We start from the raw sequence: 26,704 nt of genomic DNA, 5'->3' as shown, positions 1-26,704 counted from the left end.
ACACCGATGACTCGAACGGAGGACGAACCAATGGAGATTCACAACGTTTCGCCGACCAAGACCCCGGTGGTGAACGGGACGCCGCACGAGCTGGAGATCGAGTACACGGCGCCCCTGGGAGGCGTGGCCGAGCTCAGCGTGTATCCCTCCTCGTTCACGGTCGAGACGGAGAAAAAGACGAGGTACGTGGAGCTGCCCCCCTCGGGCGTGCGGACCACCCACCGCGAGACCGTGACAATCCGCGGCAGCATTCCGATGGTCACGATCATCGTCGGCACGAAGCCCTACGACAAGGAGTGGACCGGCGCGTTCAAGCCCTCGCCCTGACGCTCGCCGCGGCCCTCGGCGCGAGCTGCTCGGACGACGACCCGCTCGTGACGACGCGCATGCGCGTCGACCAGCTCGACCTCGCGGCGAAGTGTTACCGTCCCTGCGAGGGGTCGGACACCGTCGCCGAGTACGAGGAGGGCCTGTGCCCCGACGGCATCAAAACGGCCTGCGATTTCGTGGCCGGGCTCGGGCAGGTGCGGGTCGTCGTGCCGGTCGACGTGGATCTCGTGACGCGGGAGAAGCTCAGCCCCCCGACGCTCACGATGATCGTCGACGACAGGGCCACGGAGGTGACGGACGGGAGGATCGTGGAGCATCCCGTCGGCAACAAGGCCGTGTTCTCGGCCGTCATCGACGTGCCCCCGCAAGAGGCCCCCTCCCTGGTGCTCCAGTTCAAGGTGGTGGAGGGCTACGAGGCGGAGTCGCCGAGCTTCGTCATCGCCAAGCCGGAGCTCGTGACGATCTTCCACCCGGGCTCGTCCCCTTTGCCCGCGGGCAGCGGCAAGGTCACCGTGGGGGTCCGCGCGCCGGCCGGATTGCAGGGCGGGAAGCTCCGTGAATGGATCGACGACGAGCCCACGCAGGAGCGGGACATGATCGCCGCGAAGAGCGCCGAGCCGGGTTACGCCGACTGGCAAGTGCAGCTCGACACGCCTGCCAAGCTCGGCCGATGGAAGCTGCAAGCCTTCGTGGGGGGCATCGCGGCCACCGTCGCCAGCGTGGACCTCGCCGACCCCGCGCACCGCCTCGAGGTCGTGGGCTGCGTCGACGATACCTGCAAGAAGCAGGCGGGCGTCGGCAAGGCCAATGTCGAGCTCGAGACGACGCCGACGGTCACGGAGGCGAGCCTGCTCCAGTGGATCAGCGACGTGCCGCAGACCTCGGTCCCCTTCCTGAAAGGGCCCCTGGTCGACGGCAAACAACGCTGGACCCTCCGCCTGGACACGCTCGTGCAGGAGGACGCCGCCTGGCGTTTTCGTGCGGTGGCGGGCGGGTTCTCCTCGAATTCGCGGACCGTGACGATCGTGCGGCCCGACATCGATGTCCACATCCTGCCCTGCACGCCGAACGTGAATTGCGCGCTCGAGGCGGGCTCCGAGGTGATCTTGAAGGTGACCGCGCCGCGCGACATCACGCCGGCCAAGGCCACCCTCAAGGCGACCTTGAGCGGCATTCCCGTCCCGAGCGTCGACGTCCCGGTGAGCCTCGACGAGGTGATCGGGGAGGAGCGTATCGGTTATCTCACGACCACGGTCCCGAACTCCCCCGGCAAGTTCTGGCGGGTGCGCGCCGCGATCAACCAGAGCACCTCGAACGAGAGCCAGTACGTCGAGATCCTCCCGTAGGCGCTCTGAACGCCCCCGTCCGCCGCTCAGCGCGGCGTGCCGCTCGCCGCCGGCACCGCCGTCCGCTGCCCCGAGCCCGAGCGCGCGCCGCCCTTGATGCGCGCCTCGGTCACGACCTCGTCCCACTGCGCGTCGTACCCATCGAAGTGCACCCGGTAGGAGCCGGGGGCGACGACGCCGGTGATGCTCGCGGGCTTGTACGACCCCTTCCACTCGACCTCGATGCGGTCGCCGACCTTCCGCGCGCCGCCCTCGCCCGAGGCGCGCTGCTCCTCGTCGCGCAGGCGCCGGGCGCTCCCCTCGTGCAGGCATTGCTCGCGGTGGCAGGCGAGGCCGGAGGCGCAGTCGTCGTCGGCGCGGCACGGAGACCCGAGCGGCGCCTTTTTTCCGCAGGCGGCGAGCGCCCCGGGCATGGCGGCCACGATCAACAGCGCTCTCAGGAAGGTAATGGCTCGAACGCGCACGACACGGCATCCCAGCAGAGCGGCCGCGGCCCGACAACAGGGATCACAACGCCGGCGATCGGCGCCCCGCCGCCCCCCGGCACGGCGCGCCCCCGCCCCTGCCACCCAGTCCGCCCTACCCGGGCCGCCCTCTGCTATGGTCGCCCCCGCTGTGCGTCTGCTCGCCGCCCTCGCGCCCGTGGCCCTGCTCGTCGCGGCGCCGCCGCTCCTGGGCTGCGGCGGCGGCCCCGCCAAGAACGCGGGCGTGTGCGCAGGCGCGGGCGTCTGCGGCGCCGGGTACTGCGTCGCCGGGCGCTGCCGGCCGGCGAGCGCCCTCCCCGCGCCCCTCGACGCGCGCCGCGTGCTGCTCCGGCCCGAGGACATGGCCGTCCTCGTCGAGGACGACGCCGCGGCAGCGCCAGGCGTCCCCGACGCCGTCGCGCTCGGGCGCGCCGGGGGCGGTGAGGTCGTCCTGCTGCTCCGGTTCTCGCCGACCTTCGGCGTCGGCGCCGACATAACGAGCGCCTTCGTCGTGCTGGAGCCGGCCCCGATGGCGCCTCCCGCCGAGCGCGCGCTCACGCTGGAGGTCGCGCGCATCCTCGAGCCGTGGCGCTCCGAGACGGCGACGTGGGGCCGGCAGCCGCGGCTGTCGATCCCGGAGGCCGCCGCCATCGCGCGGCCCCGACCGGCGACGCCGCTGCGGATCGACGTCACCTCGCTCGTGCGCGACTGGGCCAGGCGCCGCAAGGACGACCACGGCATCGCCATCGTCGCGCCGGGGAGCGACGCCGTCGGGGCCGCCTACTCGATGGGCATCTCCCAGGGCGTCGGCCCCCGCCTCGAGGTGTACGTACGGTGAGCAACGGCCAGGACGACGAGGACGACGACCTCGGCGCGCGGATGTCGCTCCCGCTTCCCCTGATCCGCCACGACCTCGGCGAGAGAAGGCCTGCCGCGCCCAGCGCGCCTTCCCTGCCCGGCGCCCCGGCCACGCCCGACGCCTCGATCGCGGGCGCTCTCCCCGCGCCCAGCGCCTCCGCTGTCCCCCACGGCGCCCTCGCGCGCGGCCTGCTCGACGACGACGAGCCCGCCGTCACGCAGCGCTCGACGGCGAGCGGCCGCCCCCTCCCGCTGCCCCGCACCGCGCCGCCCCTCTCGCCCGAGGAGGCCCCGCCGCCCACGCTGCTCCGGGTGAGCGACCTCCGCGTCTCGTTCGCGGCCGACGGCCGCGTCACGCGCGCCCTCGACCGCGTCTCGTTCACGGTGCCGCGCGGCCGCACCGTGGCGCTCGTCGGCGAGTCGGGCTGCGGCAAGACGGTGACCGCGCTGAGCATCCTGCGGCTCCTGCCCGCGCCCTACGCGTCCATCGACGGCGGCGCGATCGAGCTCGACGGCCAGGACCTCCTCGCGCTGAGCGAGCGGGAGATGCGCGCCGTGCGCGGCGGGAAGATCGGCATGATCTTCCAGGAGCCGATGACCTCGCTGAACCCCGTGTACACGGTCAGCGCCCAGATCGCCGAGGCCATCCGGCTGCACCGGCCCATGTCCCGCGGCGACGCCCGGCTCTACGCCGTGAACCTCCTGCGCAAGGTCGGCTTCCCCGAGCCCGAGGTCCGCGCGAACAGCTACCCGCACGAGCTGTCCGGCGGGATGCGCCAGCGCGTCATGATCGCCATGGCCCTCGCGCCGGAGCCCTCGCTGCTCATCGCCGACGAGCCCACCACCGCGCTCGACACGACGACGCAGGCGCAGATCCTCGACCTCCTCGAGCGGCTCAAGGCAGAGACGTCGATGAGCCTCCTGCTCATCGCGCACGACCTCGCCGTCGTCGGCGAGCTCGCGGACGAGATCGTCGTCCTCTACGCCGGCGTCGTCGTCGAGCAAGGGCCGGCGCGCGACGTGCTCGCGGCGCCCTCGCACCCGTACACGCGCGCGCTGCTCAGGAGCATCCCGGCGCGCGGGCTCCGCCCGCACCGCGTGCGCGGCGAGCGCTCGCTCCGCCTGCCGACCATCCCGGGCGCGCTGCCCGACCTGCGCGATCCGCCGCGCGGCTGCCGCTTCCAGGACCGCTGCGACGCCGTGTTCGACCGCTGCCGCGCCGAGGCGCCGGACCTGTACGCCGTCCCGCCCGGCGCGGGGCACCACGCGGCGCGCTGCTTCCTCCTCGCGGGCCCGGGGCGCGCGGGCAACGAGGGCGCCCCGTGACGCGCGACAGCGGATCCCCGCCGCCCACGCAGCGCGACGAGCCCGCCGCGCCGCACCTGCACGCTGCAGCCGCGGCGCACCCGGAGGGCGCGGAGAGCGCGCCGGGCGAGCGGCCGCTCGTCCAGGCGGAGGGGCTCTCGAAGTTCTACCCGGTGCAGCGCGGCGCCTTCGCGAAGCCGTCGTTCGTGCAGGCCGTCGTCGAGGCGACCTTCCGCGTTTACCGGGGCGAGACGCTCGGCCTTGTCGGCGAGTCGGGCTCCGGCAAGAGCACCCTCGGGCGCCTCGTGCTCCGGCTCATCGAGCCTACGGTCGGCCGGGTCCTCTTCGACGGCCACGACCTGAGCGCCCTGTCGAGCCGCGCGCTCCGGGCCATGCGCCAGCGGATGCAGATCGTCTTCCAGGACCCCTACGGCTCGCTCAACCCGCGCATGACGCTGCGCGAGATCGTCGGCGAGGGCATCGTCATCCACCACCTCGCGAGGAGCCGCGACGAGGAGACCGCGATGGTCGAGGGCGCGCTCCAGAAGGTCGGCCTGCGGCCGGACATGATGGAGCGCTTCCCCCACGAGCTCTCCGGCGGCCAGCGGCAGCGGGTCGCGATCGCCCGCGCCCTCGCCGTGCGCCCGGACTTCATCGTCTGCGACGAGCCCGTGAGCGCGCTCGACCTCTCGGTGCAGGCCCAGATCGTCAACCTGCTGGAGGAGCTCCAGGACGAGCTGTCGCTCGGCCTGCTGTTCATCTCGCACGACCTCCGGGTCGTCGAGCACGTGAGCCACCGCGTCGCGGTGATGTACCTCGGCCGCATCGTGGAGATCGGCCCCACGCAGGCCGTGGCCGGGCGGCGGCACCACCCGTACACGCGCGCGCTCTTCGAGGCGACGCCGTCGATCGAGCGGGGGAGCAAGGCGCGCCGCCTGCTGCCGGGCGCGCCCGGGAGCGCGATCAACCCGCCCGACGGCTGCGTGTTCCACCCTCGCTGCCGGAAGGCCGAAGAGGGCAAATGCGACGTCGAGATCCCGCCGCTCGAGGAGCTCGTCCCCGGCAGCGGCCACCGCGTGGCGTGCTGGTACCCCGAGATCGAGTGACGACGGCGCGCCGGCGCGTCGCGGGATGAGCCGGGCCGGCCGCTGCTTCGCGCGTTGAGATATCGACGGGATGCCCCGGAACAGCTGGCTCGCCGGGAATGGCGCCCTGGGAGCGCAGCAGCTCACAGCCCACCACGGCCCAAACTGGCACAATCGAAGATCCGGGGTGTCCCGCGCCAGAGGCGCTCCTGCGGGATCTGCGCTTGTGGCGCGAGGCATCCCTTTTGCTGCACGCCCCGCGCCGCCGCGCGCGAGGTTCGGTGGCGGAGCCACGAGGTGATGCGATGACGAGCGACGTGCTTCGCGTGCTGGCGGCAGCCCTGCTGTCCGGTGCGTGCCTGATGGGATGCAAGAACAGCGTGAATGACGGCGTTGGTGCCAGCGGCGGCAACGGCGGCAACGGCGGCAGCGGCGCCAGCAGCAGCGGCGGCGGCGAGGGCGGCACCGGCGGAAGCGGCGGCCACAACAGCGGTGGCGGCGGCATCGACGACAGCGGCGAGGACGGCACCGGCGGCTGCGGCGAGGGCAGCGGCGGCGGCTGCATCGACCCGTCGGACGGGCCGTGCGCGGTGCGTGACGTCGAGGGCACGATCCCCGGCGTGAAGATCTCGATCGAGTCGAGCCGCTGCAACTACCGCCAGGGACAGCCGGCCGAGTTCATCTACACGGTCACGACCGACTCGAGCGTCCCCCCGATCGACGTCGCGGCCTCCACCGGCTGCGGGCGCTGCGTCGAACCGACGAGCGATCCCCTCTCGCTCGTCTCCTACAAGATCAGCGGCCTCTCGTGGGGTGCGGATCCGCAGCCGCAGCTCTACTGCCTGTGCGACGTGGGCTGCTGCGCTCCCGACGAGGCGGTGACCGTGCAGGTCGACGCGACAACGGCGACGCAGACGATCCGCTGGTCGGGGCGGCAGTGGACCGGGCCGTCCGACACGAGCAATCCGGAGGGCGACCCCTTCGCGCCGGGGAGCTACGAAGTCGAGGTGACGTTCGATGGCAAGGAGCAGGGCGTCGTCACGGCAAAGCTGGGGATCGAGATCTACCCCTGAAGTACGGCCGAGGCGACGCCCGCAAACAGGCCGCGGCCCAGGCTGGCACAGTCGACGCCCCGGGGTGGCGCGCGCCACGGCCTGTCCCTCCGGAGCCCGCGCGCGCTTCGCGGAGCATCTTCCTTGCTGCCGATCGCGCGCCGCCGCAGACAGGCGGCGTGGCGCGAAGGTAGGGAGAGGTGAGGGAATGGCAAACGACATGCTTCGAGCTCTGGCGATAGCCTTGCTGTCCGCTGCGTGCGCAACGGGATGCGGCGGCAGCAAGGAAGGCGGCGGCAGCGGCGGTGACAGCGCGAGCAGCAGCAGCGGCGGCGACCGCGGGCTGCCGCCGGGGGCCGAGCCGTGCGCGGTGCGCGACGTCCAGGGCACGATCCCGGGCGTGACGATATCGATCGAGTCGAGCCGCTGCGTCTACTGGAGGGGCGAGCCAGCGGAGTTCGTCTACACGGTCACGACCGACTCGAGCGTCCCTCCGATCGAGATCGCGGCCTCGGACGGGTGCGGGCGCTGCGTCGTGCCGAGCGCGGATCCGCGCTCGTTCGTCACGTACCAGATCACCGGGCTGTCGACGGCGGGGGATCCACAGCAGTATTGCCTCTGCGACACCGGGTGTTGCGCTCCCGACGCCTCGGCGACCGTGCAGGTCGACGCGACGGCGGCGACGCACACGATCTCCTGGTCGGGGCGGCAGTGGAGCGGGCCCTCGGACACGGACAACCCGGAAGACGAGTTCTTCGCGCCGGGGACCTACGATGTCGAGGTCACGTTCGACGGGCAGGAGCAGGGCTCCGTGACGGCGAAGCTGCCGATCGAGATCGTCCGCTGATCTCGCGCGCGCCCGCGATCCCGCGGGGGATCCCCGGCGCGCGAGGCGGCCGCCGCCGGGCCGCCCGGGCTTTCTGCTAAGGTCCGCGGGCATGCACGCCTGGCGCGGACACGCCTTCGGTCCCCCCGAGATCCTCGTCTGGGAAGAGGTCGACGACCCCCCGCTCGCCGAGGGGGAGGTCCGGATCGAGGTGGCCGCCGCCGCGATCAACTTCCCCGACGTGCTCTTCACGGCGGGCGCGCACCAGGTCAAGCCGACTCCGCCGTTCATCCCGGGCTTCGAGGTCGCCGGCCTCGTCGTCGAGAGCCGCGAGCCGTCCCTCCCGCCGGGCGCCCGCGTGGCCGCGACGCTCCCCGGCTCCGGGGGGTACGCGACGCGCGCGATCGCGGGGCCGCGCACCACCTATGCGCTCCCGGACGCGATGCCGTTCGAGGACGCCGCGGCGATGACGATCACCTACCAGACAGGCTATTTTGCGCTCCACCGGCGCGCCGGCGTCCAGCCGGGCGACACGGTCCTCGTCCACGCCGGCGCGGGCGGCGTCGGCAGCGCGGCAATCCAGCTCGCCAAGGCGGCCGGCGCGATCGTCATCGCGACCGCCGGCGGCGAGGAGAAGACGGCGGTCTGCCGCGCCCTCGGGGCGGACGTCGCCATCGACTACCGGCGCGAGGACTTCGTCGCCGTCGTGAAGGAGCGGACCTCGGGCCGGGGCGCCGATATCGTCTTCGACCCCGTCGGCGGCGACGTCTTCGATCTGTCGACGAAATGCGTCGCCTTCGAGGGACGCATCGTGGTGATCGGCTTCGCCTCCGGCCGCATCCCCGCGGCGCGCGCGAACCACCTGCTCGTGAAGAACTATTCGGTCCTCGGCCTTTACTGGGGCACCTACAGCCGCGCCCGGCCCGATCTCACGCGGAGGGCGCAAGACGAGCTCTACGCGCTCTACGGCCAGGGCGCGATCAAGCCGCTCGTCTCCGCCGCGCCGCCGATGGCGGAGGCGAAGGCGGCCATGACGGCGGTCGCGTCCCGCGCGACCACGGGCAAGGTGGTGCTCACGACCGCGCGAGGCGGCGGCGCGTGACGCGCTGACACGCTGATCACGGAGACCCGGCCCGCCGCGCGGCGGGCTGGGTCTTCGGCCTATTTCACGAATGCCGCCGCCGCTGCGGAGAGCGAGGAGAGCGGCAGCGGCGCGGAGGATGGATTCAGTTGCAGCCGCTCGCGGTGGACGCCTCCGGGAGCGCCGCAGGCGTGTCCTTGTTCTCCGTCGTCAGGCCGAAGCCGTACGGGAACAGCGCGCCGTCTTCCCCGCGGTTGACCCGCTGGCAATCGGTCGCAGGCCAGGAGAACGAGAGCTTGCCCTGGAACTGCTGCTTGCCGAACAGCACGTCGGCCACGCCGCCGCCCTCGGAGCCCGGGAGCCACGCGGCCACGAAGGCGTCCGAGCGGTTCAGCTCCTTGTTGACGTAGAGCGGACGGCCCGAAAGGAAGACCGTCACGATCGGCAGATCCGGCTTGGCCGTGCGGATCGCCTGGAGGACCTGCAGATCCTCGGGGTGGAAGACCGCGTGCTCCAGCGTCTTCGCGTGCGGCGTGTCGTCCGTCGCGAGCTGGATATCCCCGTACATCTCGGCATAAGGCGTCTCGCCGATCACCACGATCGCCGCGTCGAAGCTCCCCGAGCTGGCGGCGGAGCCGTTGGCGCTCAGCGTCGCCTGGCCGCCGCCGGCCGACACCAGGTCCTGGATCCCCTTGAGGATCGACGTCGCGCCGGGGAAATCGGCGTTCGTCAGATCGGTGCCCTGCCACGTCCGCGACCAGCCGCCGGACTGGTTCGAGATGCTGTCCGCGGACTTGCCCGCGACGAGCACCTTGGCCGAGGCGGCGAGGGGCAGGACCCCGCCGGCGTTCTTGAGGAGGACGAGCGACTTCCGGACCGCCTCGCGCGCGAGGGCCCGGTGCTCCGCTTGCCCGAGCACCGACTGATCTCCCGCGAACATCCGCTTCGACGGCGCCTGCTTGGTCTTCTTCGGCCCGAGGAGCCCCGCCCGCATCTTGACCCGCAAGATCCTCGTCACGGCGTCGTCGACCCGCGCCATCGAGATCTGGCCCCCCTTCACCTGGCTGAGGGTGTTCTCGTAGAACGCCTTCCAGTCGTCCGGGACCATGATCATGTCCACACCGGCGTTGATCGAGGCGGCGCACGAGGCGTTGGTGCAGCCCGACACCTGCCCATGACCGTTCCAGTCGCCGATGACGAAGCCGTCGAAGTGGAGCTTGTCCTTCAGCACCCCGGTGAGCAGATCGCCCTTCCCGTGCATCTTCTGGCCGCGGATGCTGTTGTACGACGCCATGACCGTCTGCGCGCCCGCCGGGATGGCGGACAGGTAGCCCTGCCCGTGGATCGTGCACAGCTCGGTGTCGGAGGCGAGGTTGTTCCCCTGGTCATCGCCCTTGTCCGTGCCGCCGTCACCGATGAAGTGTTTGGCCGTCGCGATGACGCGCGTCGCGCCGAGGAGATCAGGGCTGTTCGCGGCGCCCTGGATGCCCTGCACGACCCGGCCCGCATAGGCGTTCACGATCTCGGGATCTTCGGAGTAGCCCTCGTACGTGCGGCCCCAGCGGTCGTCGCGCACGGTCGCGAGCGTGGGCGCGAAGGTCCAGTCGAGCCCGGTCGCGAGGACCTCCTTGGCCGTGGCGGCGCCGATGCGCTCGAGCAGCTCGGGGTCGTGGGCCGCGCCGAGGCCGATGTTGTGGGGGAAGAGCGTGGCGCCGCGGACATTGTTGTTCCCGTGCACCGCGTCGATGCCCCAGATGATCGGGATGGCCACGCGGCCACCGCTGGTGTCCACCGAGGCGTTGTAGAACTCGTCGGCGAGCTTCACCCAGTCCGCCGCCGTCGCGTTCTTGTTCTTCCCCGGCCAGGAGCCGCCGCCGTTCAGCACGGAGCCGATGTTGTACTGCTTCACCTCGGCCGGCGTGATCTTCTGGATCTCGGCCTGCACCATCTGGCCGACCTTCTCCTCCACCTTCATCTTGCCGAGCAGCTCGGTGATGGCCGCCTCGATCGCCGGATCCTGCGCGATCGCGCTCCGCACCTCGGGCCAGCCGTTGTCGCAGGGCAGGAGGCCGACGGCGTCCCCGGCGCCGCTGCCGCCGCCGCCGGTGCTGTCGCTGCCGCCGGTGCCGCTGCCTCCGGTCCCGGAGCCGCTGCCGGAGGAGCCAGCGCCGGCGCCGGAGCCAGCGCCAGCGCCGGAGCCGCTTCCGGAGCCAGCGCCGGCGCCGGAGCCGCTTCCGGAGCCGGCACCAGCGCCGGAGCTGGCCCCGGAGCCGGTCGCGTTGTCGGACGTGTCGTCACCGCAGGCGGCCGGCGCGAGAACGACAGCCGCCGCCATGATCCATGTTGCATACCGTGTGAGGCGCATGAGTGCTCCCCTCTCTTGTCGATGAGGTGAAGGATGGGCTTTAAGGTGAACCGTGACAGTCGAGCAAAGCGTCGATCGGGACGTGTAAGAAATATAAGACAGAGAGGGAACGTTCTAATCCATGACTCCCCCCGCACGCAAGCCCCCCCTCACGCCGCGAACGAGGGTTCGCCCGCGTGTTCGCGTGAGCGCGCGTTCGCGTGAGCGTCACCGCCGCGCCGTCGCCATGAGCCCGAGCCAGGCCTCCCCCGTGCCTCGTGGCGCGCCGGATGACACGGTGCGTCCTGGGACACCACCGGTTAACCATAGTCCGAGTCGGGCCGCAATATACAAACCCGATGGCGCGGCGCGATAATCCACCCGTGGCATAACGCAACAACCCGTGCACAAGCGAGCACGCGACGGGCTCATCGATGGATGCGGGCTCACCGGGGTCGAGCACGTCATCTCCGATCCGAGGATCGAGAGGCCGCGCGAGGAAGACAAGGAGGAGCGCTGGCGTCCGCGCGATGACGAGAGACGCTCAGAGCAGTTGACATTACCTGCGTTCCGTAGGCGTCGAGGGGTTCGGCGCTCAACGCTTCATCATGAAGCGGACGGTGAACAGCTATCATGAGCCGTGGCACCTCGGGGATACGAGGCCAACGCGGCACCACGCCGCGCGAGCGCCAGCGCGTCGAGGCCGCCCACGCGCGGTCGACCCCCCGCAATGCTGATTCCAGCCGGGCGCGGCCCGATCGGCGCGGTCAAACTGGGCCACCGGACAGAGCCATGGGCTCACGCAGCACGGGCCGACGGGCGAGCCGGAGCGTCTGCCGTCGCGATTCAGCGGAAGCATATTCCGTCAAGGGAACAATGATAGAATCGTGACTTCTGTGCGGCAGCATTTACCTGCGAGACTGCACGTGCCTATTCTCCGCGCATGGTCTCTATCCCGCGTACTTCCATTCGTCTCTTCATGACCACCGGTACGCTGCTCCTCGCGCTCGCCGCGTGCGGTGACGACGAGGTCGGCTTCGGCGCAGGCGGCGCAGGCGGTGAGGCCGGCGGCGGCACCTCCACCAGCACCAGCGCAGGAACTGGCGGCAGCACCACCAGCGGCACGGGCGGCGAGGGCGGCACCGGCGGCACGGGCGGCACCGGCGGCACGGGCGGCACCGGCGGCGCAGGCGGCACGGGCGGCGAGGGCGGCACCGGCGGCACGGGCGGCACCGGTGGCACCGGCGGCACGGGCGGCACCGGCGGCACGGGCGGCACCGGCGGCACCGGCGGCGAGGGCGGCACCGGCGGCGCTCCCGGCACGGGTGGCGAGGGCGGCGCAGGCGGCGCTCCCGGCACGGGCGGCGAGGGCGGCGCAGGCGGCGCTCCCGGCACGGGCGGCGCAGGCGGCGCGGGCGGCGCAGGCGGCGCGGGCGGCGCAGGCGACGAGCCCGTACGGTGGGCCGACGTGGAGCCGATCCTGCTGGCGAAGTGCTCGCCCTGCCACACCCGCACGGATCCCGCGCCGGCCAGCGGCTTCGCCATCACCTACGAGTCCTCGCAGCTCGCCTCGAGCTCGACCCAGTGCGCCGTGGACCCGGGTCAACCCGCGAGGACGCAGGGGGAGTGCGCCACCATCCGCATCCACGACCTCGACAACGCCACCCGCATGCCGCGCAACCGCGGATGTACCGGCGACCCGGCGCTCGACGTCGCGAATTCTGCCTGCCTGACGGCCGCACAGCAGCAGACGCTCGTCGACTGGATCGCGGACGGCCAGCTCGACTGATCCGAGGAGGCGCGGCCACCGCCGCGCCTCACGTCACCTCGGCTGCTCGAGGAGCGCTCCGTCCCGGTACGCCTCGATGAGCCGCTCCAGGATCTCGATCTCCCGCTCGAGCTCCTCCCCCTTCTCGGTGTCTCCCACCCGGCGCTCGGCCTCGTAGACCTCCACGTCGGAGATCACGGGGATGATGTCCTCCCCCGCCTCCACGGCCTGCTCGACCGACGTGAAATGGTGGTGCTGCGCGAGCCGCGCCCCGCTCGCCTCGAGCACGAGCGTGTACCCCTTGTCGCCGTACGCCTCCGAGAACGCCCCGTCGATCGTCACCGCGCGGCGCGACGCCTTGATCGGCGACTCCCCCCGCTCGACCCGGACCGGCACGTGCCCGTTCACGATGAGCCCGCGCTCCTCGTCCACACCGAACTCGCGGCACACCCGGCCGCAGAACGCGGCGTCGTGGATCAGGTGGAAATAAGGGTTCTTCGTCTCCCTGTGCGTCCTCTCGTCGGCGACGAAATACGACTCGAACGTCGTCATCCGGTCCTTGCCGAACATGGGCGAGAGCGGCCCGGTCCAGAGGTACCAGAGCATGTCGACGTCCTCCTGCGCGCCCGCCCGGAAGGCCCGGCGCACCGTTCGCTCCAGCGCGTCGAACAGCGCCCTGCCGCGGCGAACCTCGCCGTCCACCACGAAAGGAAGGAGCTCGCCCTCGCCGTCCACCGGGACACAGCCGTGGAAGATGAGCGCCCGGTCGCGCCTGAGCCACGTCGTCCCCTGCTGCACCATCCAGCGCATCTGGCGGGACAGCGCCGGGCTCCTCAGGAAAGACTCCTTCAGAAGGGCGACGCACGCCGCCTCGTCCGGCGTCAGCGCGTACGGATCGCCGGGGTCGAGCGTCGGGAAGCGCGCGTCGAGCAGCGGGAACACCTCGCCGTCGATCGCGACCGTGCCCGCGCGCGCGTCGATGCGATGGAGCAGGCAGCGGTGCTCGAGCGCGTACTCCGGGCGGCGCCGGCAGAGCTGCCCCTCCAGCTTGAACTGGAGGACGGCCGCGGCCTTCTGCATCCGCGCCATCAGCAGGGCGTCGCGCAGCCCCTCGCCCCGGACCGCGAAGCGCTCCGCCGGATCGTCGGCGTAGGCCGTGCGCGCGAGCCGATCGAGCGGCGCCACGGAGATGCCAAAGCCCTCTTCCAGCTGCGACAGGCGCCCGTACCGCAGCGAGAGCCGGACGACCGTGGCGATGAGCGCCTCCTGGCCGAGGCTCGCGCCCATCCAGCTCACGTCGTGGTTGCCCCACACGACCCGCACGCGCGGCTGGCGCGTCAGGTACTCGATCACCTTGTCGAGCCGGGGACCGCGATCGCCGAGATCGCCGGCCACCACGAGCTCGAAGACCGTCAGGTTCCGGATGGCGCGCGCCGTGGCCCGCAAGATCTCGATCTCGCGGCCGTGCTGCACGAACGGATCGATGAGCGCGTCGAGGTACCCGCCCTCGCCGAGGGCGGCGCGCGCCGAGACGAGCTCGCGGAGCAGGCCGCGCATGTCCTCCGGGAACGCCGCCTCCACCTGGCGGAGCGTGTAGCGCAGCGACAGCTCGCGGATGACCTCGACCTCGCGCGCGAGCGTCCAGAGCAGGAAGGCCCGCCGCTCCCCCTCGTCGCGGGACGCGACGCGGGCATACCTCTCGCGAGGGTAGTAGACGACCGAGAGCAGCGCGCGCTTCTCGGCCGCCGTGAGCCGGTCGCCGAAGACCCGCTCGACGAGCGGCCGCAGGCTCCCCGAAGCGTTGTTGATGATGTGCTTCAGCTTCCTGTGCTCGCCGTGGACGTCGCTGACCACGTGCACCGTGCCCTTCGGGAGCGACAGGATCGCCCGCAGATGGCCGATCTCCGAGAGCGCGGCCTCGGTCGTCGGGTACCGGCCCGCGAGGGCCCGGAGGAGCGGCAACTCCCGCGTGTCAAGCATGGCGCCGCAGCATAGAGCAAGGCCGCGGGTCGACGCACGCGCGCGACGTGCCGGGCGCGCCGCGCTGAAGCGGCCGGACAAGCGCGCAAGGCGAGCGCATGTGCCTGGCTCTGCCGCGTTTCTCCTTGCGGCCGCGCGGCGTCCTACTAGCAAATGCCATGGGAGCCCATGCAATGTTGTGGCAGCGAGGCAGCATCTCCGCGCCGAGCGGCCTCGACGTCGGCCCACATTCACCAGCGAACCCTCTTCACTACATGAGCAAGTCTGTCCTGATCATCGATGACGACGTGGATCTGGCGACGACCCTGGCCGAGACGCTGCGCGACCTCGGTTATGACGCGACGCCTTTCTTCAGCGGGCGAGAGGCGCTCGAGCGGCTCCTCGACGGCGAGCGGCCCGGAGTGATCCTGCTCGACCTGATGATGCCGAAGATGAACGGCTGGAAGGTGTGCGACGAGCTCTGCGCGGTCCCCGCGCTGGAGGAGATCCCCGTCGTCATCATGACCGCGGCGTCGAACATCAAGCAGCCGATGCCGGCGCACGCGCGCGAGGTGCTCAGCAAGCCGTTCGAGCTCGACGCCCTGCTCAGGACGATCGACGCCGCCTGAGCGGGCTACCGCTTCTTCTTCGCCTTCGGTGGCGCGCTCGGCTTGATATCGATGCTCGTGGCCCCCTGGCACGGCACCTGCGCTGTCACACCCGCGCTGAGCCACTCGGGGAACTTCGTCTTCCCGGCCCGGCCGACGCGCACGAAGAAGCGGCCGCAGCGCACGGCCAGCGCCTGGTTCACGTCCCCCGCGTACTTGCCGGTCATGTAGACGCCCCCCGGCTGCGGAAACCCCACCGTGAGCAGGCCCTGATCCTTGGGCAGCGACGCAGGATTGCCCCCCTGCCGCGCCTGGCTCGCGGCCTCCTTCGCCGCCGCGGCCTCCTTCGCCGCGGCCTCCTTCGCCGCGGCCTCCTTCGCCGCCGCGGCTTCCTTCGCGGCAGCCTCCTTCGCCGCCGCGGCCTCCTTCGCGGCAGCCTCCTTCGCCGCCGCGGCCTCCTTCGCCGCGGCCTCCTTCGCCGCCGCGGCCTCCTTCGCGGCAGCCTCCTTCGCCGCCGCGGCCTCCTTCGCTGAAAGCGTCTTCGCCGCCTGCGCCTTCCCGGCCGGAGCCTTCTTCACGGGGGGCGACTCGCTCGCCGCGGACGCCGCCGCGGCGACGGGCTCGACGATCGCGGGCGCCAGCTCCACCGCGACCGCCGGCTCGGGCCGATCCCGCCGCGCAACGTAGATCCAGAGCCCCGCCACCACCGTCGCCGTGATCGCCGACACCGCGATCGTCGCGACGGGCGACAGCGAACGCGGCGCTTGCCATGGCAGCCGCGGGCGCCGCGACGACGCGCCCGCCGGGGGCGACGACTCCCCCGGAGAGCCGCCGCGGCCCGCCGCGCTCGGCCTCGGGTACGGCACGCCCCCGGGCGGCGTCAGGCCCGATGAGCCGTCCACCGGCACCGTCACCCCGGGCGGCGTCAGGCCCGACGCGCCCATCGGCACGGTCACGCCGGAGGGGGTCACCGGCGAGCCGGAAGGCGGCTTGGGCGGCGCACCCAGGAACGCGGGCGCGAGATCCGCCGGGAGGGCCGGCGGCGGACCGAAGCGGATCGCCTCCGGGATCACCGACGTGGTCGGCACGAAGCGGGGCGTCTCCGCGCCCGTGCCAGGCATCGTCGTGCCGTCCTCCTCGAATATCGGATCGACCTCGGTCAACGTCGGCGGCCCGCCCTGCGGCGGCCCCTCGTCGGCCGCCGCCGCGTCGCGCTCCGCCGCGCGCTTCGACGCCTCGAACAGGCGGCCGAACGTCTCGCGATCCGGCAGCGCGGGCCTTCGTCCCTCCACGCCCTTCGCGCCGTCGCCCCTCGCCTCGGACGCCGGCACCGGGATCGTGATCGGCTCGGGCGCGCCGATCGACGCCTTGCCGTCCTGCCGAGCCGACCCGAGCAGCGCCTCGGACGCCCCCGCCGAGGGAGGCGCGGTCTTCGCCTGCGCGCCGGGGGTCCGCAGCCTCGCGGCGCCGCCGTCCCTGGCCGCCTGATCCCTGGCAAAGAGATCCTTCGCGAGCCGCTTCGCCGCGTCCGCCGCGGGCCTCGCGGTCTGACCTCCCTTGCCCTTGACCGGGATCGTCGGCCGCCGGTCCTCCTCGCGATCCGCGTCCTCGATCTCGATCGTCGCGTGCGCCGATTGCACGCGCGTCACGAGCTCGGCCTTCCCCTTCTCCGGGCGAGCGACCTTCGCGAGCGCCTGCTCGATCTCGTGGACGGTGATCTTCCGATCGTCCGGCGCCGGCGCGAGGGCCGTGTCGAGCAGCGCCACGATCGGGCGCGGGATCTCCGGCCGGATCGTGGCGATCGCCTGCGGTCGCGTGCCGTCCGCGGGCGGCCGCCGCCCCGTGAGCAACGACCAGAGCAGGAGCCCCACGCCATAGATATCGGCCTTCACCGTGACGCGCTCGGCGCGCGCCTGCTCGGGCGCCATGTAGCCCGGCGCGCCCTTCACCACGCCCGCGATCGTGTCCGGCGTGCGCCCGAGGATCTTGCCGATGCCGAACCCCGTCAGGCGCACCTGCCCGTCCCACCCGATCACGATGTTCTCCGGGTGGAGGTTGCGATGGACGATGGGCGTGGGGCTGCCGTGCTCGTCGACGGACCCGTGCGCGTGCGCGAGCGCCCCGGCGATGCAGTGGACCAGGTAGTAGACCGCCGCGTCGGCGAGCTTCTGCTGCCGCGCCGCGAGGTGCTGGTGCAGCCGATTGAGGTTCACGCCCTCGACGTGCTCGAGCACGAGGACGAGCCGGCCGGCGTGCTCGAAGAAGTCGAACATCCGCACGATCGCCGGGTGGTTCATCGTCGCGCAGATCGACGCCTCGCGGGCGAGCTCGTCGGCGAAGCGCGGGTCCCCCTCGGCGGTATTCGGGACGAGCTTCAGCACGCAGACGCGGCGAAACCCGAGCGGGCCATCCAGTCGCCCGAGATAGACGCTGGTAGGCCCAGAACCGGACAGGTGCCGGAGAATCTTGTAGGCCCCAATCGTCTCGGGAGCGGGCTCCGTCGGAAACATCCGGGGCCGATCATACCCAAGCGGGGCGAAGCCCCCAAGCCAACGACCAAGACCGATCACTTCGCGGCGCCGGGAGGCGTCCCCGGGCGCCTCGGTACGAGCCCATGCTCCACGCGCCCTGTACGGCGCGTCGCTCTCCCGTTCGCCAGAGAGCGGTACAGCTGATCAGCAGAAGCCCGAACAGCTGTGACGGATCACCGTGGAGAACCCTCCGGCCGCGCTCGCGCGGCCGCGCCTCTGGCCTTCGAGCGGCGCGGGGCCTGGGCTATAAGCCGCCGCGATGAAGCTCCGTGCCTGGCATCGATTGCTCGCCGTCGTCCTCCTCGCGGGCTGCGAGGCCGCCGTCCCGCCCCCTCCGCCCGCGCCGCCCCCGCCCCCGTCGCCGAACGCCGCCCCCGCCTCGGCGCCCGCGCCCCCGCCGGCCGCGCCGGCCACGCCGGCGTCGCGGTTCCCGGCCGGGTGGCCCTACCCCGAGGGCGCGCCGCCGGTGCGGGGCCCCTCGATGGTCACGAGCGACGCCGCCCTCGCCACGAAGGTGGGCGCGGAGGTCCTCGCCTCGGGCGGCAACGCCGTCGACGCGGCGGTCGCGACGGCGTTCGCGCTGGCCGTCGTGCACCCGACGGCCGGAAACCTCGGCGGCGGCGGGTTCATGGTCGCGCGCGTCGGCGACAAGGAGCACGCGCTCGACTTCCGCGAGACGGCGCCTGGCAAGGCGACCCACGACATGTACCGGGGCAAGGACGGCAAGGCCACGGAGAGCGCGCGGGTCGGCCACCTCGCGGTCGGCGTGCCCGGCAGCGTGGCGGGGCTCTGGGAAGCGTACGACAAGCTCGGCTCCAAGAAGAAGACCTGGGCCGAGCTCGTCGCGCCCGCCATCCGGCTCGCGAAGGAGGGCTTCTCGGTCGACGAGAACTTCGCGACGACGGTCAAGGCCGCGTCGGGCAAGCTCAAGCGCTTCCCGGCGTCGGTCGCGCTGTTCCTGCCGGGCGGCGCGCCCATCGAGATCGGCGCCACGTGGAAATCGCCCGAGCTCGCGGCGACGCTCGAGCGCATCGCGGAGAAGGGGCCCGCGGGCTTTTACGAGGGCAAGACCGCCGAGCTCTTCGTGGCCGAGATGCGGCGGGGCAAGGGCATCATCTCGGCGGCGGACCTCAAGGGCTACAAGGCGAAGTGGCGCGACCCCGTCGTCTTCGAGTACCGCGGGCGCCGCGTCGCATCGATGCCGCTCCCGTCGTCGGGCGGCCTCGCCCTCGCGATGATCGCGCACCAGCTGGAGGGGCTCGACGTCGCCAAGCTCGGCTGGCACTCGCCGTCGCACGTGCACGTGGTCGCCGAGGCGATGCGGCGGGTGTTCCTCGCGCGCAACGAGGTCCTCGGGGATCCCGATTTCGTGAAGAACCCGGTGGAGGAGCTGCTCTCGGTCGCGTGGGCCGAGCAGCAGCGCGCCACGATTGCGGCGGACCGCGCGACGCCGACCGAGGAGCTCGCCCGGGGCGCGGCGGTCAAGGACTCGGGCGGGCGCGGCCCGCACACGACCCATTTCTCGGTGGTCGACGCGCAGGGCAACGCCGTCGCGCTGACCACGACGCTGAACGGCTGGTACGGCTCGGGGGTGACGGTGACCGGCGCCGGCTTCGTGCTGAACAACGAGATGGATGACTTCGCCGCCGTGCCCGGCACCCCGAACCAGTTCGGTCTGGTGCAGGGGGAGGCCAACTCCATCGCGCCCGGCAAGCGCATGCTCTCGTCGATGTCGCCGACGATCGTGACCGGGAAGGACGGCCGCGTGGAGCTCGTGCTCGGCGCCGCGGGCGGCCCGACGATCCTCACTGCGGTGTTCCAGATCCTCTCGAACGTCGTCGACTTCGGCTTCGACGTGACCACGGGGGTCAACGCGCCGCGCTTCCACCACCAGGACTACCCCGACAAGCTGTTCGTCGAGCAGGGCGGCTTCCCCGACGAGCTGAGGAGCGCGCTCGGCGCAATGGGCCACACCCTCGACGACCGCGAGCACATCGCCGACGCGCCGTCGATCGGCCGCGAGGGCGCCGCGTTCGCCGGCGCGCGGGAGCCGCGGCGGCCCGGCTCTGAAGCGGCGGCCGGAAAGTAGCGCCGGCGGGGCGGCGCTCCCCACATCGGCTCACGCGACACCCGCCTATCCCACAACGGGCGGGCTTCATGGCCTGCTCCGGACCGGCAGACCGACGCCACGGCGCGCTCGGGAGCGCCGCCGGGTGGCGGACTCGACAGCGAGCCCCGCCCGCGTCGACCGACCCACCCGACCCACGTTGTCGCCCGCGGGGCGACGCATGTTGTCGGGACGACATGGCAATGGTCAGTCGGTCAGGCGGCTCCTTACTGCTCTGTCAGAGGCCGATCGTTGCTCATTTCAATGTCTCATCGATGAGGGAAGGCGTTGCGCGCCTCAGGCACTTCCCTAAGGAGATCCCTCTCCGCCTGGCGCACCTTGGCCGTTCCCGGCACGGGCGTGTGCCCCATGCATCGTGGCTCCTCTCCTCGTGAAGGCGTCATCGCGTGATGCACATCCGACGGCCCTCTGCGCCACGGAGCGCCGTGTGTCCGGGCGGCGAGGCGACGCTGTGTCGCATTCGCTCCCGAGCGTCGGCCGAGCGTCCGATGGAGTCGCGCGTCGCTCGCCTGACGCGCGGCGTCTCGGCGGCGGAGCCCGCCGGGAGCGCTCGATCCGCGCGCGGCGCCGCGGCGGTTCGACCTTGACACAACCCGCCCGTTTCGATTGCGTAGGGCGATGCGCCCCGCCGAGCACGTTCGCTCCCTCGGCGGATCGCGCGGTCGCCTGTCGCCATCCTTGAGCTCAGCGCCCCGAGGAGCTGCCGTGAAGCGGGGGACTGCAGCTTGACACGGACCGAGATACCGACTGAACGCCGCGCTGGGTAAATAGCCCTGTCACTCCAGGGGGGGTCGCCGTCATGGTGGAGCTGTTGAATCACGAGTTGCTCGAGACGCTGCACGATGGTGCTCGCAGCAGCGTCTATCTCGGCCGGAAGAAGAGCACGGGCAAGATGTGCGTCATCAAGGTCGCGCGGAAGGGCGTCAATGGCACCCGCAACGTGGCGATCCTGAAGCGCCAGTACGAGATCACGAAGCACCTCGACCTCGATGGGGTCGTGCGGGTCCACGAGCTCGAGGTCCGGCTCGATTACGCCGCGCTCGTCATGGAGTACTTCGCCGGTCGCTCGCTGCGGGCGATCATCGACGGCAATGGTCAGGGCGTCGCGCTCGCGCAGGCGGTGAGGATAGCGCTCCAGCTCGCGGACACGCTCGGGGCGATCCATGAGCGGAACATCGTCCACAAGGACATCAAGCCGAGCAACATCATCGTCGACAGCGACGTGCGCACGTCGAAGCTCACGGACTTCTCCATCGCCTCGCTCCTGCCTGGCGAGCGCGCGGCGGTGGTCGACCCCTGGTCGGTCGGCGAGGGCACGCTGCAGTACATCTCGCCCGAGCAGACGGGCCGGATGAACCGGTCGATCGACTTCCGCTCGGACTATTACTCCCTCGGGGTCACGCTCTACGAGCTCACGACGCGGCGCCTCCCGTTCGAGACGACGGATCCGCTGGAGCTCGTGCACCATCACATCGCGAAGACGCCTGTCGCGCCGCACCTGATCCGGCCGGCGATCCCGGAGGCGCTCTCCCGGGTGATCATGAAGCTGCTCTCGAAGACGGCGGAGGAGCGGTATCAGAGCACCTTCGGCCTGAAGGCCGATCTGAAGGCCTGCCTCGACATGCTGGAGCACGGAGCGCCGGCGGCGGACTTCGTGCCGGGGAGGCGGGACAAGCCCACGCGGCTCCAGATCTCGCAGAAGCTGTATGGCCGGCAGGGCGAGGTCGGCGCGTTGATGGCGGCCTTCAGGGACATCAGCGGGTCTGGTCCGGAGGCGGCGGAGGCTGGCCGTTCGGAGCTCGTCCTCGTGGCCGGCTACTCCGGCGTGGGCAAGTCGGCGGTCGTCAACGAGATCCACAAGCCGATCGCGAAGCAGGCGGGCTACTTCGCCGCCGGCAAGTTCGACCAGTTCACGCGCAACGTCCCGTACGCGGCCGTGCTCGCGGCGCTGCGGGAGATCGTCCGGCAGATCCTGACCGAGAGCAGGAATGAGCTTGCCGACTGGAGGGCCAGGATCCTCGCGGCGGTCTCTCCGAACGGGCGGGTCATCGCCGAGGTGATCCCGGAGATCGAGCTCATCATCGGCGAGCAGCCGCCCGTCCCGGCGCTGGGCTCGATGGAGACGCGGAACCGCTTCAACCTGACGTTCCGGAACTTCATCGGCGCGATCGCGCTGAAGACGCGGGCGCTCGTGCTGTTCCTCGACGATCTCCAGTGGGCCGACACGGGGTCCCTGAACCTCCTCAGCGTGCTCCTGGAGGACCCGGACATCCGCCACCTCTTGCTGATCGGGTCGTACCGCGACAACGAGGTCGACGACGCGCACCCGCTGACGATGATGCTGGGCGCGCTCCGGAAGGGCGAGGCCCGCGTGCGCACGATCACGCTGGAGCCGCTCGGGCCCGATCACGTCAACCAGCTCGTGTCGGACACGCTGGGCTCGCCCCCGCACGAATGTCGACCACTCTCGGATATCATTTTCGCCAAGACCCACGGGAATCCGTTCTTCACCAACCAGTACCTGGAAAGCATGTGGCGTGATGGCCTCCTGCGCTTCAGCTCGGAGACGGGTACCTGGCGATGGAACACGGCCGACATCGAGAGGCTGAGTGTTGCAGACAACGTCATCGACCTGATGCTTCGCCGGATACGGGAGCTGACGGAGCCGACGCAACGGCTATTGCACTATGCCGCATGCATGGGCGACCAGTTCGATCTGGCGCTTCTCGCGCTCATCCATAAGAAGGATCTGCGCTCCACGGACGAGGATCTCTGGGGAGCCCTCGAGGCAGGGCTCATCGTGCCGATCAACAGTGACTACAAGATCGCGCGCTTCCTCGATGATACGGGCGGGAGCCCGGTCGTGTTCAAGTTTCTTCACGATCGCGTTCAGCAGGCAGCCCATCAACTGTTCCCCGAGAGCGAGCAGATGGAGGCCCATCTGGAGCTCGGACGACTTCTGCTCCGGCAGACGCCGCCTGAGTCGATCGACGACCGTGTCTACGACATCGTGAGACACCTCAACGCAGGCGCCGCGCTGATCGGCGACAAACAGGAACGTTACGAGGCTGCGACCCTCAACTTGAAGGCCGGACGGAAGGCGAGGCGCTCCACCGCCTACGGTCCTGGAGCGCAATGCCTCCGTGCGGCCGCCGCCTTTCTGCCCGATGACTCGTGGCAAACCAATCATGATCTATCGCTCGCCATATACACTGACCTCGTCGAGCTGGAATATTTGACGATCAACTTCGAGAACGCAGAGAAGTTTGCCAAAATCGTCGTAGATCACTCCAGAGATGTCTTCGAGAAGATCCGGGTCTACGAGACTCGCATCCAATTCTACATCACAGAAAATCGCATGTCAGAGGCCATCGACATGGCCATGGCAGTGCTCGAGATGCTCGAGGTCCCGCTCGCCGAGGCGCCACCGGCTGACGCCGACATACATCATTTGGCGCAGCTCCCCGTGCTCGTCGACAAGCGGATGATGGCGGCGAACCGGATACTAGTATCCATGTTTCCTGCTGTGGTCCACGCGAAGCCCACCCTTGTACCGGCGATCGCGTTCACAATGGTCAACATCTGTATCCAGCACGGAAACTCTCCTGCCGCGGCGTACGCATACGCGATCTACGGCCACATCCAGTGCAGCTTCATGAACAATGTAGAATACGGATTCGCGCTCGGACGGCTCGCAATCGAGCTGACGCAACGCTTTGCCGCCAGCGAGCTCGAATCCAAAGTCTACACACTCAACTATGTCGCAATCCATCACTGGAATCGTCACCTGAGAGAAACGATCGAACCCACGCATCACGCTGTTCAGATCGGACTGGCCACAGGAGACATCGAGTACGCAGGCTACAGCTCCAGCTACCACGGAACACACTCATTCTTCGCTGGAGAGCATCTAGCTTCGACCGAGCAGCGAATGAAGCACTCGATCGACCTGGCGGTGAAGCTCAACCAGCGAAGGGAGATCTACTTTGTCAAGATCTGGAAGCAGCTAGTTCACTGCCTCCGGAATCCTGCTGCAGAGAAGATGCGGCTCGTTGGAGAAATCTTTGACGAGACGACGATGATTCCACTCCTCGACGGGAACAGGACATCCGAGTTCTGCCTCCATCTCGCGAGAGGGATGCTGCTCTACTATTTCGGCGCCCCGAAGCTGGCCTATGACGCGCTACGCGCCGTAGATGGCTACGCGGAAGTCGTGGCCTACATAACCAACGTCGAGCATGTATTTTACTACTCTCTCTCGATCCTCGCCGCCCTCCCCCTGCTACCGAAGGACGAGCAGGACGCCGCGCTTGCCAAGGTCGACGCGAATCAACGAAGGCTCGAGGAGTGGGCACGACTGGCACCGGAGAACAATCAGCACAAGCACGATCTCGTGAGCGCGGAGCTGGCGCGCTCGAGGCAGACAGTGGTCGAGGCGATGCACCTGTACGATCGAGCTATAGAAGGCGCTCGGAGGCATGGGTACATGCACGAAGAGGCGCTGGCGTACGAGCTGGCCTCATCGCTCTACCGAGAAATGGGAAGACAAGAGATTTCTCACCACTACCTGACGATGGCCTATCGTGGCTACGCGCTGTGGGGCGCCGATGCAAAGTGCGAGGATCTCATCGCCGAATTTCCACAGCTCATCCTCGAAGGAGCGCTTGACCAGCCGGATGCCTCAAAGGCGGCATCCACATCCAGCCACCACGGCTCCGACCTGGACCTGCTCAGCGTCGTTAAAGCGTCGCAGGCCGTGGCGAGCGAGCTCGTCTTGGAACGACTGCTCGGTAACCTCATGGAGATCGTACTGGAGAACGTGGGCGCGCAGTACGGCGTGCTCGCCCTCACGCGGGGCGAAGCGCTCTTCATCGAGGCCGAGGGGACCGTGCAGCCCAAGCAGGTCCGCGTGATGCAGGGCACTCCGATCGAAGCGTTCGAGAAGGTGCCACTGTCGGTGATAACCTATGCGCAGCGCACATTAGCAAGCGTGTTGCTGGATGACGCCGCAAAAGAGGCTCGCTTCTCAGCGGATCCATACATTCAAGCGAGGCACACAAAATCGCTGCTGTGCTCGCCTATCATCCGTCAAGGCCGGCTGGTCGGAGTGCTCTACATCGAGAACAATCTGTCTTCAGGTGCATTCACAAAGCATCGCCTCGAGCTCTTGAGCTTGCTCTCGACCCAGATAGCGATCTCCATCGAGAACGCAAAACTGTACGACAGGCTCGAGCAGGAGGTCGCCGCGCGAACCGAGGAGCTGCGGGTTTCCAATGAGCAGCTTCGCGACGTCAACCAGCGGCTCCAAGTAGAGTTGGCAGAGCGCGTCCGCCTTCAGGAGGAGCGTGTTCAAATGCAGGAGGAGGTCATCCAGGCGCAGCGAGCTAGATTGTTCGAGCTGTCGACGCCATTCATCCCGATCACCGACGACATCATGGTGATGCCGATCATCGGGACGATCGACGACAAGCGCGCCGCTCAGATGCTCGAGACAGCGATGGAGGGCGTCGCGGCCAGCTCTGCCAAGGTCGTGATCATCGATGTAACAGGCGTCAAGAGCGTCGACACCGGCGTGGCGAGCAGCATGATGAGCTTGGCCAAGGCGATGGGTCTCCTCGGAAGCAAGGCGATCCTCACAGGGCTCCGCCCTGCGGTAGCGCAAAGTTTGGTCGCACTCGGCATCGACCTCCGCTCGATTGAGACGAGGTCCAACCTCAAGGCGGCCATCGCGTATGCCATGAAGCGTACCGCGGCGAGGTTGCACGCGTAGCGACGCGGTCTTCTATCACGATCGGTATTCGCGGCAAGTCGGCCGGCGTCCGACGCTGCTCCCGCCTGTCGCTGCTGGCCATAGAGGCGCGCCAGTGGCGCCTCCCCTATGAGCCCCTTCGCAGTTATCCGGCGCGTGCCGTTAGACTCTCAAGTCCAGAGTAGCGGCCAGCCGCAAGCGCCCAGCGCTTATTCCCAGCGATCATTGCGTCGGCCGCATCCAGATAGAGACGAATTCTATCGTCCGACCACAACGCCAACGCCTTCTCTTTGACGTCTTGATACTCCGCGACGCGGTCGTCATGCATGCGCCTTAGTTGAGCGACGGCCTGAGAGAGAGTTATCTTATAATTTTCTCTCAGGACAATGATGAGGTTGTGCACCTCGCCACATTTTAGCTCCTTCTCGAGCGAGAAGTAGTCGTTCGTCCAGCAGAGGATGTCGTTGCAAATGTCGCGAACGCTCTGAAGAAGAGGATGCTGGACAATCTCCAGAGGCAGCGGGTCTTCGAGCAGCAGCTCAAGCAGGTCACAATATGTATACACTGCTCCGCTGAATCGCCGCATCATCAGGTACTCGTCGACATCTGGAACTCTCCCCTGCAAACGATTGTTAGCCTCCCAGAGGTTTGCCTCGTAGTAGTACTGAAAATGTGAGAGCCATCGATTCAAAAAGAAGTGCGGATGCTGGCTCTTGATCCGGTCGCGAACATCGAGCAACCCGCGCGTCAACGGATCGCAGAGATCCGCTTGGGCATACCCGAAGAGCTCACCCAGGTACTTGTCGTTGAGCCCCGCGACGACCTCAGGATCCGCGCTGAGATCTCCCTCGTCGTAGGCATCATCCAGAAGGAATAGCGCAGCTGTAAAATCGGAAGCCAACTGAAGGGTGTGCATGCTCGACGACGGTAGCAGCCACGCGGCGAGATCGGCGACGTTGGCCGCTTTGATCCGCGAGAGCGCGCGGTCGTCCGACACCAGGCGCAAGCGGCGAACCCACTGCAAGGTACGGCGCTGGATAACGTCTACCTTCGGATGGCAAGAGGCAGCGAACGGGTAGTCAAATACATCGTCTTCGCTTTTGCTCACGATGACGCTGACACGATCAGATGACATGATAAACTCCATCGCAAGCCGCAGCCCCGCTGCGTACGCTAGCGATAACGCATCACGGTGCGCTAGTGTAAGGATTGCACGGTTTACGGAAGGTGTACCTCACGGTGGGACGCCATGCAGACCGAGCTGGGAGTC

At 69.6% G+C, this 26,704-nt stretch carries 17 protein-coding genes; 12 read left to right on the top strand and 5 right to left on the bottom strand.

Features of this window, described 5'->3' with window-relative positions; all coding sequences use genetic code 11:
• Positions 1-30 precede the first annotated feature (30 nt).
• On the top strand, positions 31-327 hold the full coding sequence (locus WME97_RS46035) for a hypothetical protein (protein WP_437547442.1): 297 nt from the start codon (positions 31-33) through the stop codon (positions 325-327).
• On the top strand, positions 297-1,676 hold the full coding sequence (locus tag WME97_RS46030) for a hypothetical protein (protein WP_437547441.1): 1,380 nt from the start codon (positions 297-299) through the stop codon (positions 1,674-1,676). Before WME97_RS46035 ends, WME97_RS46030 begins: the two co-directional genes overlap by 31 nt.
• 26 nt (positions 1,677-1,702) lie before the next feature.
• Here WME97_RS46030 and WME97_RS46025 read toward each other — a convergent pair whose 3' ends face one another.
• The gene (locus WME97_RS46025) at positions 1,703-2,089 is read right to left on the bottom strand and encodes a hypothetical protein (protein ID WP_437555627.1); all 387 of its coding nucleotides are present in this window, start codon (positions 2,087-2,089) and stop codon (positions 1,703-1,705) included.
• 202 nt (positions 2,090-2,291) lie between these two features.
• Here WME97_RS46025 and WME97_RS46020 point away from each other — a divergent pair, with 202 nt between their 5' ends.
• The 6 genes from WME97_RS46020 to WME97_RS45995 all read left to right on the top strand — a co-directional run bounded on the left by WME97_RS46020 (position 2,292) and on the right by WME97_RS45995 (position 8,368).
• On the top strand, positions 2,292-2,978 hold the full coding sequence (locus WME97_RS46020; protein ID WP_437547440.1) for a DNRLRE domain-containing protein: 687 nt from the start codon (positions 2,292-2,294) through the stop codon (positions 2,976-2,978).
• Positions 2,975-4,324, top strand: coding sequence for an oligopeptide/dipeptide ABC transporter ATP-binding protein (locus WME97_RS46015; RefSeq protein ID WP_437547439.1), 1,350 nt, complete (start codon positions 2,975-2,977; stop codon positions 4,322-4,324). The genes WME97_RS46020 and WME97_RS46015 overlap by 4 nt, the downstream gene beginning before the upstream one ends.
• The gene (locus tag WME97_RS46010) at positions 4,321-5,409 is read left to right on the top strand and encodes an ABC transporter ATP-binding protein (protein WP_437547438.1); all 1,089 of its coding nucleotides are present in this window, start codon (positions 4,321-4,323) and stop codon (positions 5,407-5,409) included. The genes WME97_RS46015 and WME97_RS46010 overlap by 4 nt, the downstream gene beginning before the upstream one ends.
• A 284-nt stretch (positions 5,410-5,693) precedes the next feature.
• The gene (locus WME97_RS46005) at positions 5,694-6,461 is read left to right on the top strand and encodes a hypothetical protein (protein WP_437547437.1); all 768 of its coding nucleotides are present in this window, start codon (positions 5,694-5,696) and stop codon (positions 6,459-6,461) included.
• Positions 6,462-6,660: 199 nt separating this feature from the next.
• Positions 6,661-7,287, top strand: a complete 627-nt coding sequence (locus tag WME97_RS46000; RefSeq protein ID WP_437547436.1) for a hypothetical protein — start codon at positions 6,661-6,663, stop codon at positions 7,285-7,287.
• Between the two features lie 91 nt (positions 7,288-7,378).
• A complete protein-coding gene (locus tag WME97_RS45995) occupies positions 7,379-8,368 on the top strand; it encodes an NADPH:quinone oxidoreductase family protein (RefSeq protein WP_437547435.1) in 990 nt (329 codons plus the stop codon).
• Between the two features lie 124 nt (positions 8,369-8,492).
• Here WME97_RS45995 and WME97_RS45990 read toward each other — a convergent pair whose 3' ends face one another.
• Positions 8,493-10,712: a glycoside hydrolase family 3 protein gene (locus WME97_RS45990; RefSeq protein WP_437547434.1), complete on the bottom strand. Its 2,220-nt coding sequence runs from the start codon at positions 10,710-10,712 to the stop codon at positions 8,493-8,495.
• Positions 10,713-11,670: 958 nt separating this feature from the next.
• Between WME97_RS45990 and WME97_RS45985 the strand changes: the two genes are divergently transcribed.
• Positions 11,671-12,480 carry a hypothetical protein gene (locus tag WME97_RS45985; protein WP_437547433.1) on the top strand — a complete coding sequence of 270 codons (810 nt, stop codon included), beginning with the start codon at positions 11,671-11,673 and terminating at the stop codon, positions 12,478-12,480.
• A gap of 33 nt (positions 12,481-12,513) precedes the next feature.
• On the opposite strand, the gene WME97_RS45980 is transcribed toward WME97_RS45985, so the two are convergent.
• Positions 12,514-14,439, bottom strand: a complete 1,926-nt coding sequence (locus WME97_RS45980; protein ID WP_437547432.1) for a fructose-bisphosphatase class III — start codon at positions 14,437-14,439, stop codon at positions 12,514-12,516.
• Between the two features lie 254 nt (positions 14,440-14,693).
• On the opposite strand from WME97_RS45980, the gene WME97_RS45975 reads away from it, so the two are divergent.
• Positions 14,694-15,047: a response regulator gene (locus WME97_RS45975; RefSeq protein ID WP_437547431.1), complete on the top strand. Its 354-nt coding sequence runs from the start codon at positions 14,694-14,696 to the stop codon at positions 15,045-15,047.
• Positions 15,048-15,052: 5 nt separating this feature from the next.
• Here WME97_RS45975 and WME97_RS45970 read toward each other — a convergent pair whose 3' ends face one another.
• On the bottom strand, positions 15,053-17,536 hold the full coding sequence (locus tag WME97_RS45970; RefSeq protein WP_437547430.1) for a protein kinase domain-containing protein: 2,484 nt from the start codon (positions 17,534-17,536) through the stop codon (positions 15,053-15,055).
• 280 nt (positions 17,537-17,816) lie between these two features.
• Here WME97_RS45970 and ggt point away from each other — a divergent pair, with 280 nt between their 5' ends.
• The gene (ggt, locus tag WME97_RS45965; RefSeq protein WP_437547429.1) at positions 17,817-19,646 is read left to right on the top strand and encodes a gamma-glutamyltransferase; all 1,830 of its coding nucleotides are present in this window, start codon (positions 17,817-17,819) and stop codon (positions 19,644-19,646) included.
• An 838-nt stretch (positions 19,647-20,484) separates the two neighbouring features.
• Positions 20,485-25,455 (top strand): AAA family ATPase, encoded by a 4,971-nt coding sequence (locus tag WME97_RS45960; RefSeq protein ID WP_437547428.1) that lies wholly within the window; start codon positions 20,485-20,487, stop codon positions 25,453-25,455.
• 124 nt (positions 25,456-25,579) lie between these two features.
• Here WME97_RS45960 and WME97_RS45955 read toward each other — a convergent pair whose 3' ends face one another.
• On the bottom strand, positions 25,580-26,569 hold the full coding sequence (locus WME97_RS45955) for a terpene synthase family protein (protein WP_437547427.1): 990 nt from the start codon (positions 26,567-26,569) through the stop codon (positions 25,580-25,582).
• Between the last annotated feature and the right edge of the window lie 135 nt (positions 26,570-26,704).

Origin of the sequence: Sorangium sp. So ce367, assembly GCF_051520455.1 — a bacterium.
In the GTDB taxonomy this organism is placed as follows: domain Bacteria; phylum Myxococcota_A; class Polyangia; order Polyangiales; family Polyangiaceae; genus Sorangium; species Sorangium cellulosum_B.
Note: the sequence above shows the minus strand (reverse complement) of the source record. Positions and strands in the feature narration are given on the sequence as shown.

What these genes read in the sequence shown, in the direction of transcription:
- WME97_RS46035 (WP_437547442.1), top strand. Translation starts at nt 31, where the DNA reads ATGGAGATTCACAACGTTTCGCCGACCAAGACCCCGGTGGTGAACGGG.
- WME97_RS46025 (WP_437555627.1), bottom strand. Translation starts at nt 2,089, where the DNA reads ATGCCCGGGGCGCTCGCCGCCTGCGGAAAAAAGGCGCCGCTCGGGTCT.
- WME97_RS46005 (WP_437547437.1), top strand. Translation starts at nt 5,694, where the DNA reads ATGACGAGCGACGTGCTTCGCGTGCTGGCGGCAGCCCTGCTGTCCGGT.
- WME97_RS46000 (WP_437547436.1), top strand. Translation starts at nt 6,661, where the DNA reads ATGCTTCGAGCTCTGGCGATAGCCTTGCTGTCCGCTGCGTGCGCAACG.
- WME97_RS45995 (WP_437547435.1), top strand. Translation starts at nt 7,379, where the DNA reads ATGCACGCCTGGCGCGGACACGCCTTCGGTCCCCCCGAGATCCTCGTC.
- WME97_RS45990 (WP_437547434.1), bottom strand. Translation starts at nt 10,712, where the DNA reads ATGCGCCTCACACGGTATGCAACATGGATCATGGCGGCGGCTGTCGTT.
- WME97_RS45985 (WP_437547433.1), top strand. Translation starts at nt 11,671, where the DNA reads ATGACCACCGGTACGCTGCTCCTCGCGCTCGCCGCGTGCGGTGACGAC.
- WME97_RS45980 (WP_437547432.1), bottom strand. Translation starts at nt 14,439, where the DNA reads ATGCTTGACACGCGGGAGTTGCCGCTCCTCCGGGCCCTCGCGGGCCGG.
- WME97_RS45975 (WP_437547431.1), top strand. Translation starts at nt 14,694, where the DNA reads ATGAGCAAGTCTGTCCTGATCATCGATGACGACGTGGATCTGGCGACG.
- WME97_RS45970 (WP_437547430.1), bottom strand. Translation starts at nt 17,536, where the DNA reads ATGTTTCCGACGGAGCCCGCTCCCGAGACGATTGGGGCCTACAAGATT.
- ggt (WP_437547429.1), top strand. Translation starts at nt 17,817, where the DNA reads ATGAAGCTCCGTGCCTGGCATCGATTGCTCGCCGTCGTCCTCCTCGCG.
- WME97_RS45960 (WP_437547428.1), top strand. Translation starts at nt 20,485, where the DNA reads ATGGTGGAGCTGTTGAATCACGAGTTGCTCGAGACGCTGCACGATGGT.
- WME97_RS45955 (WP_437547427.1), bottom strand. Translation starts at nt 26,569, where the DNA reads ATGTCATCTGATCGTGTCAGCGTCATCGTGAGCAAAAGCGAAGACGAT.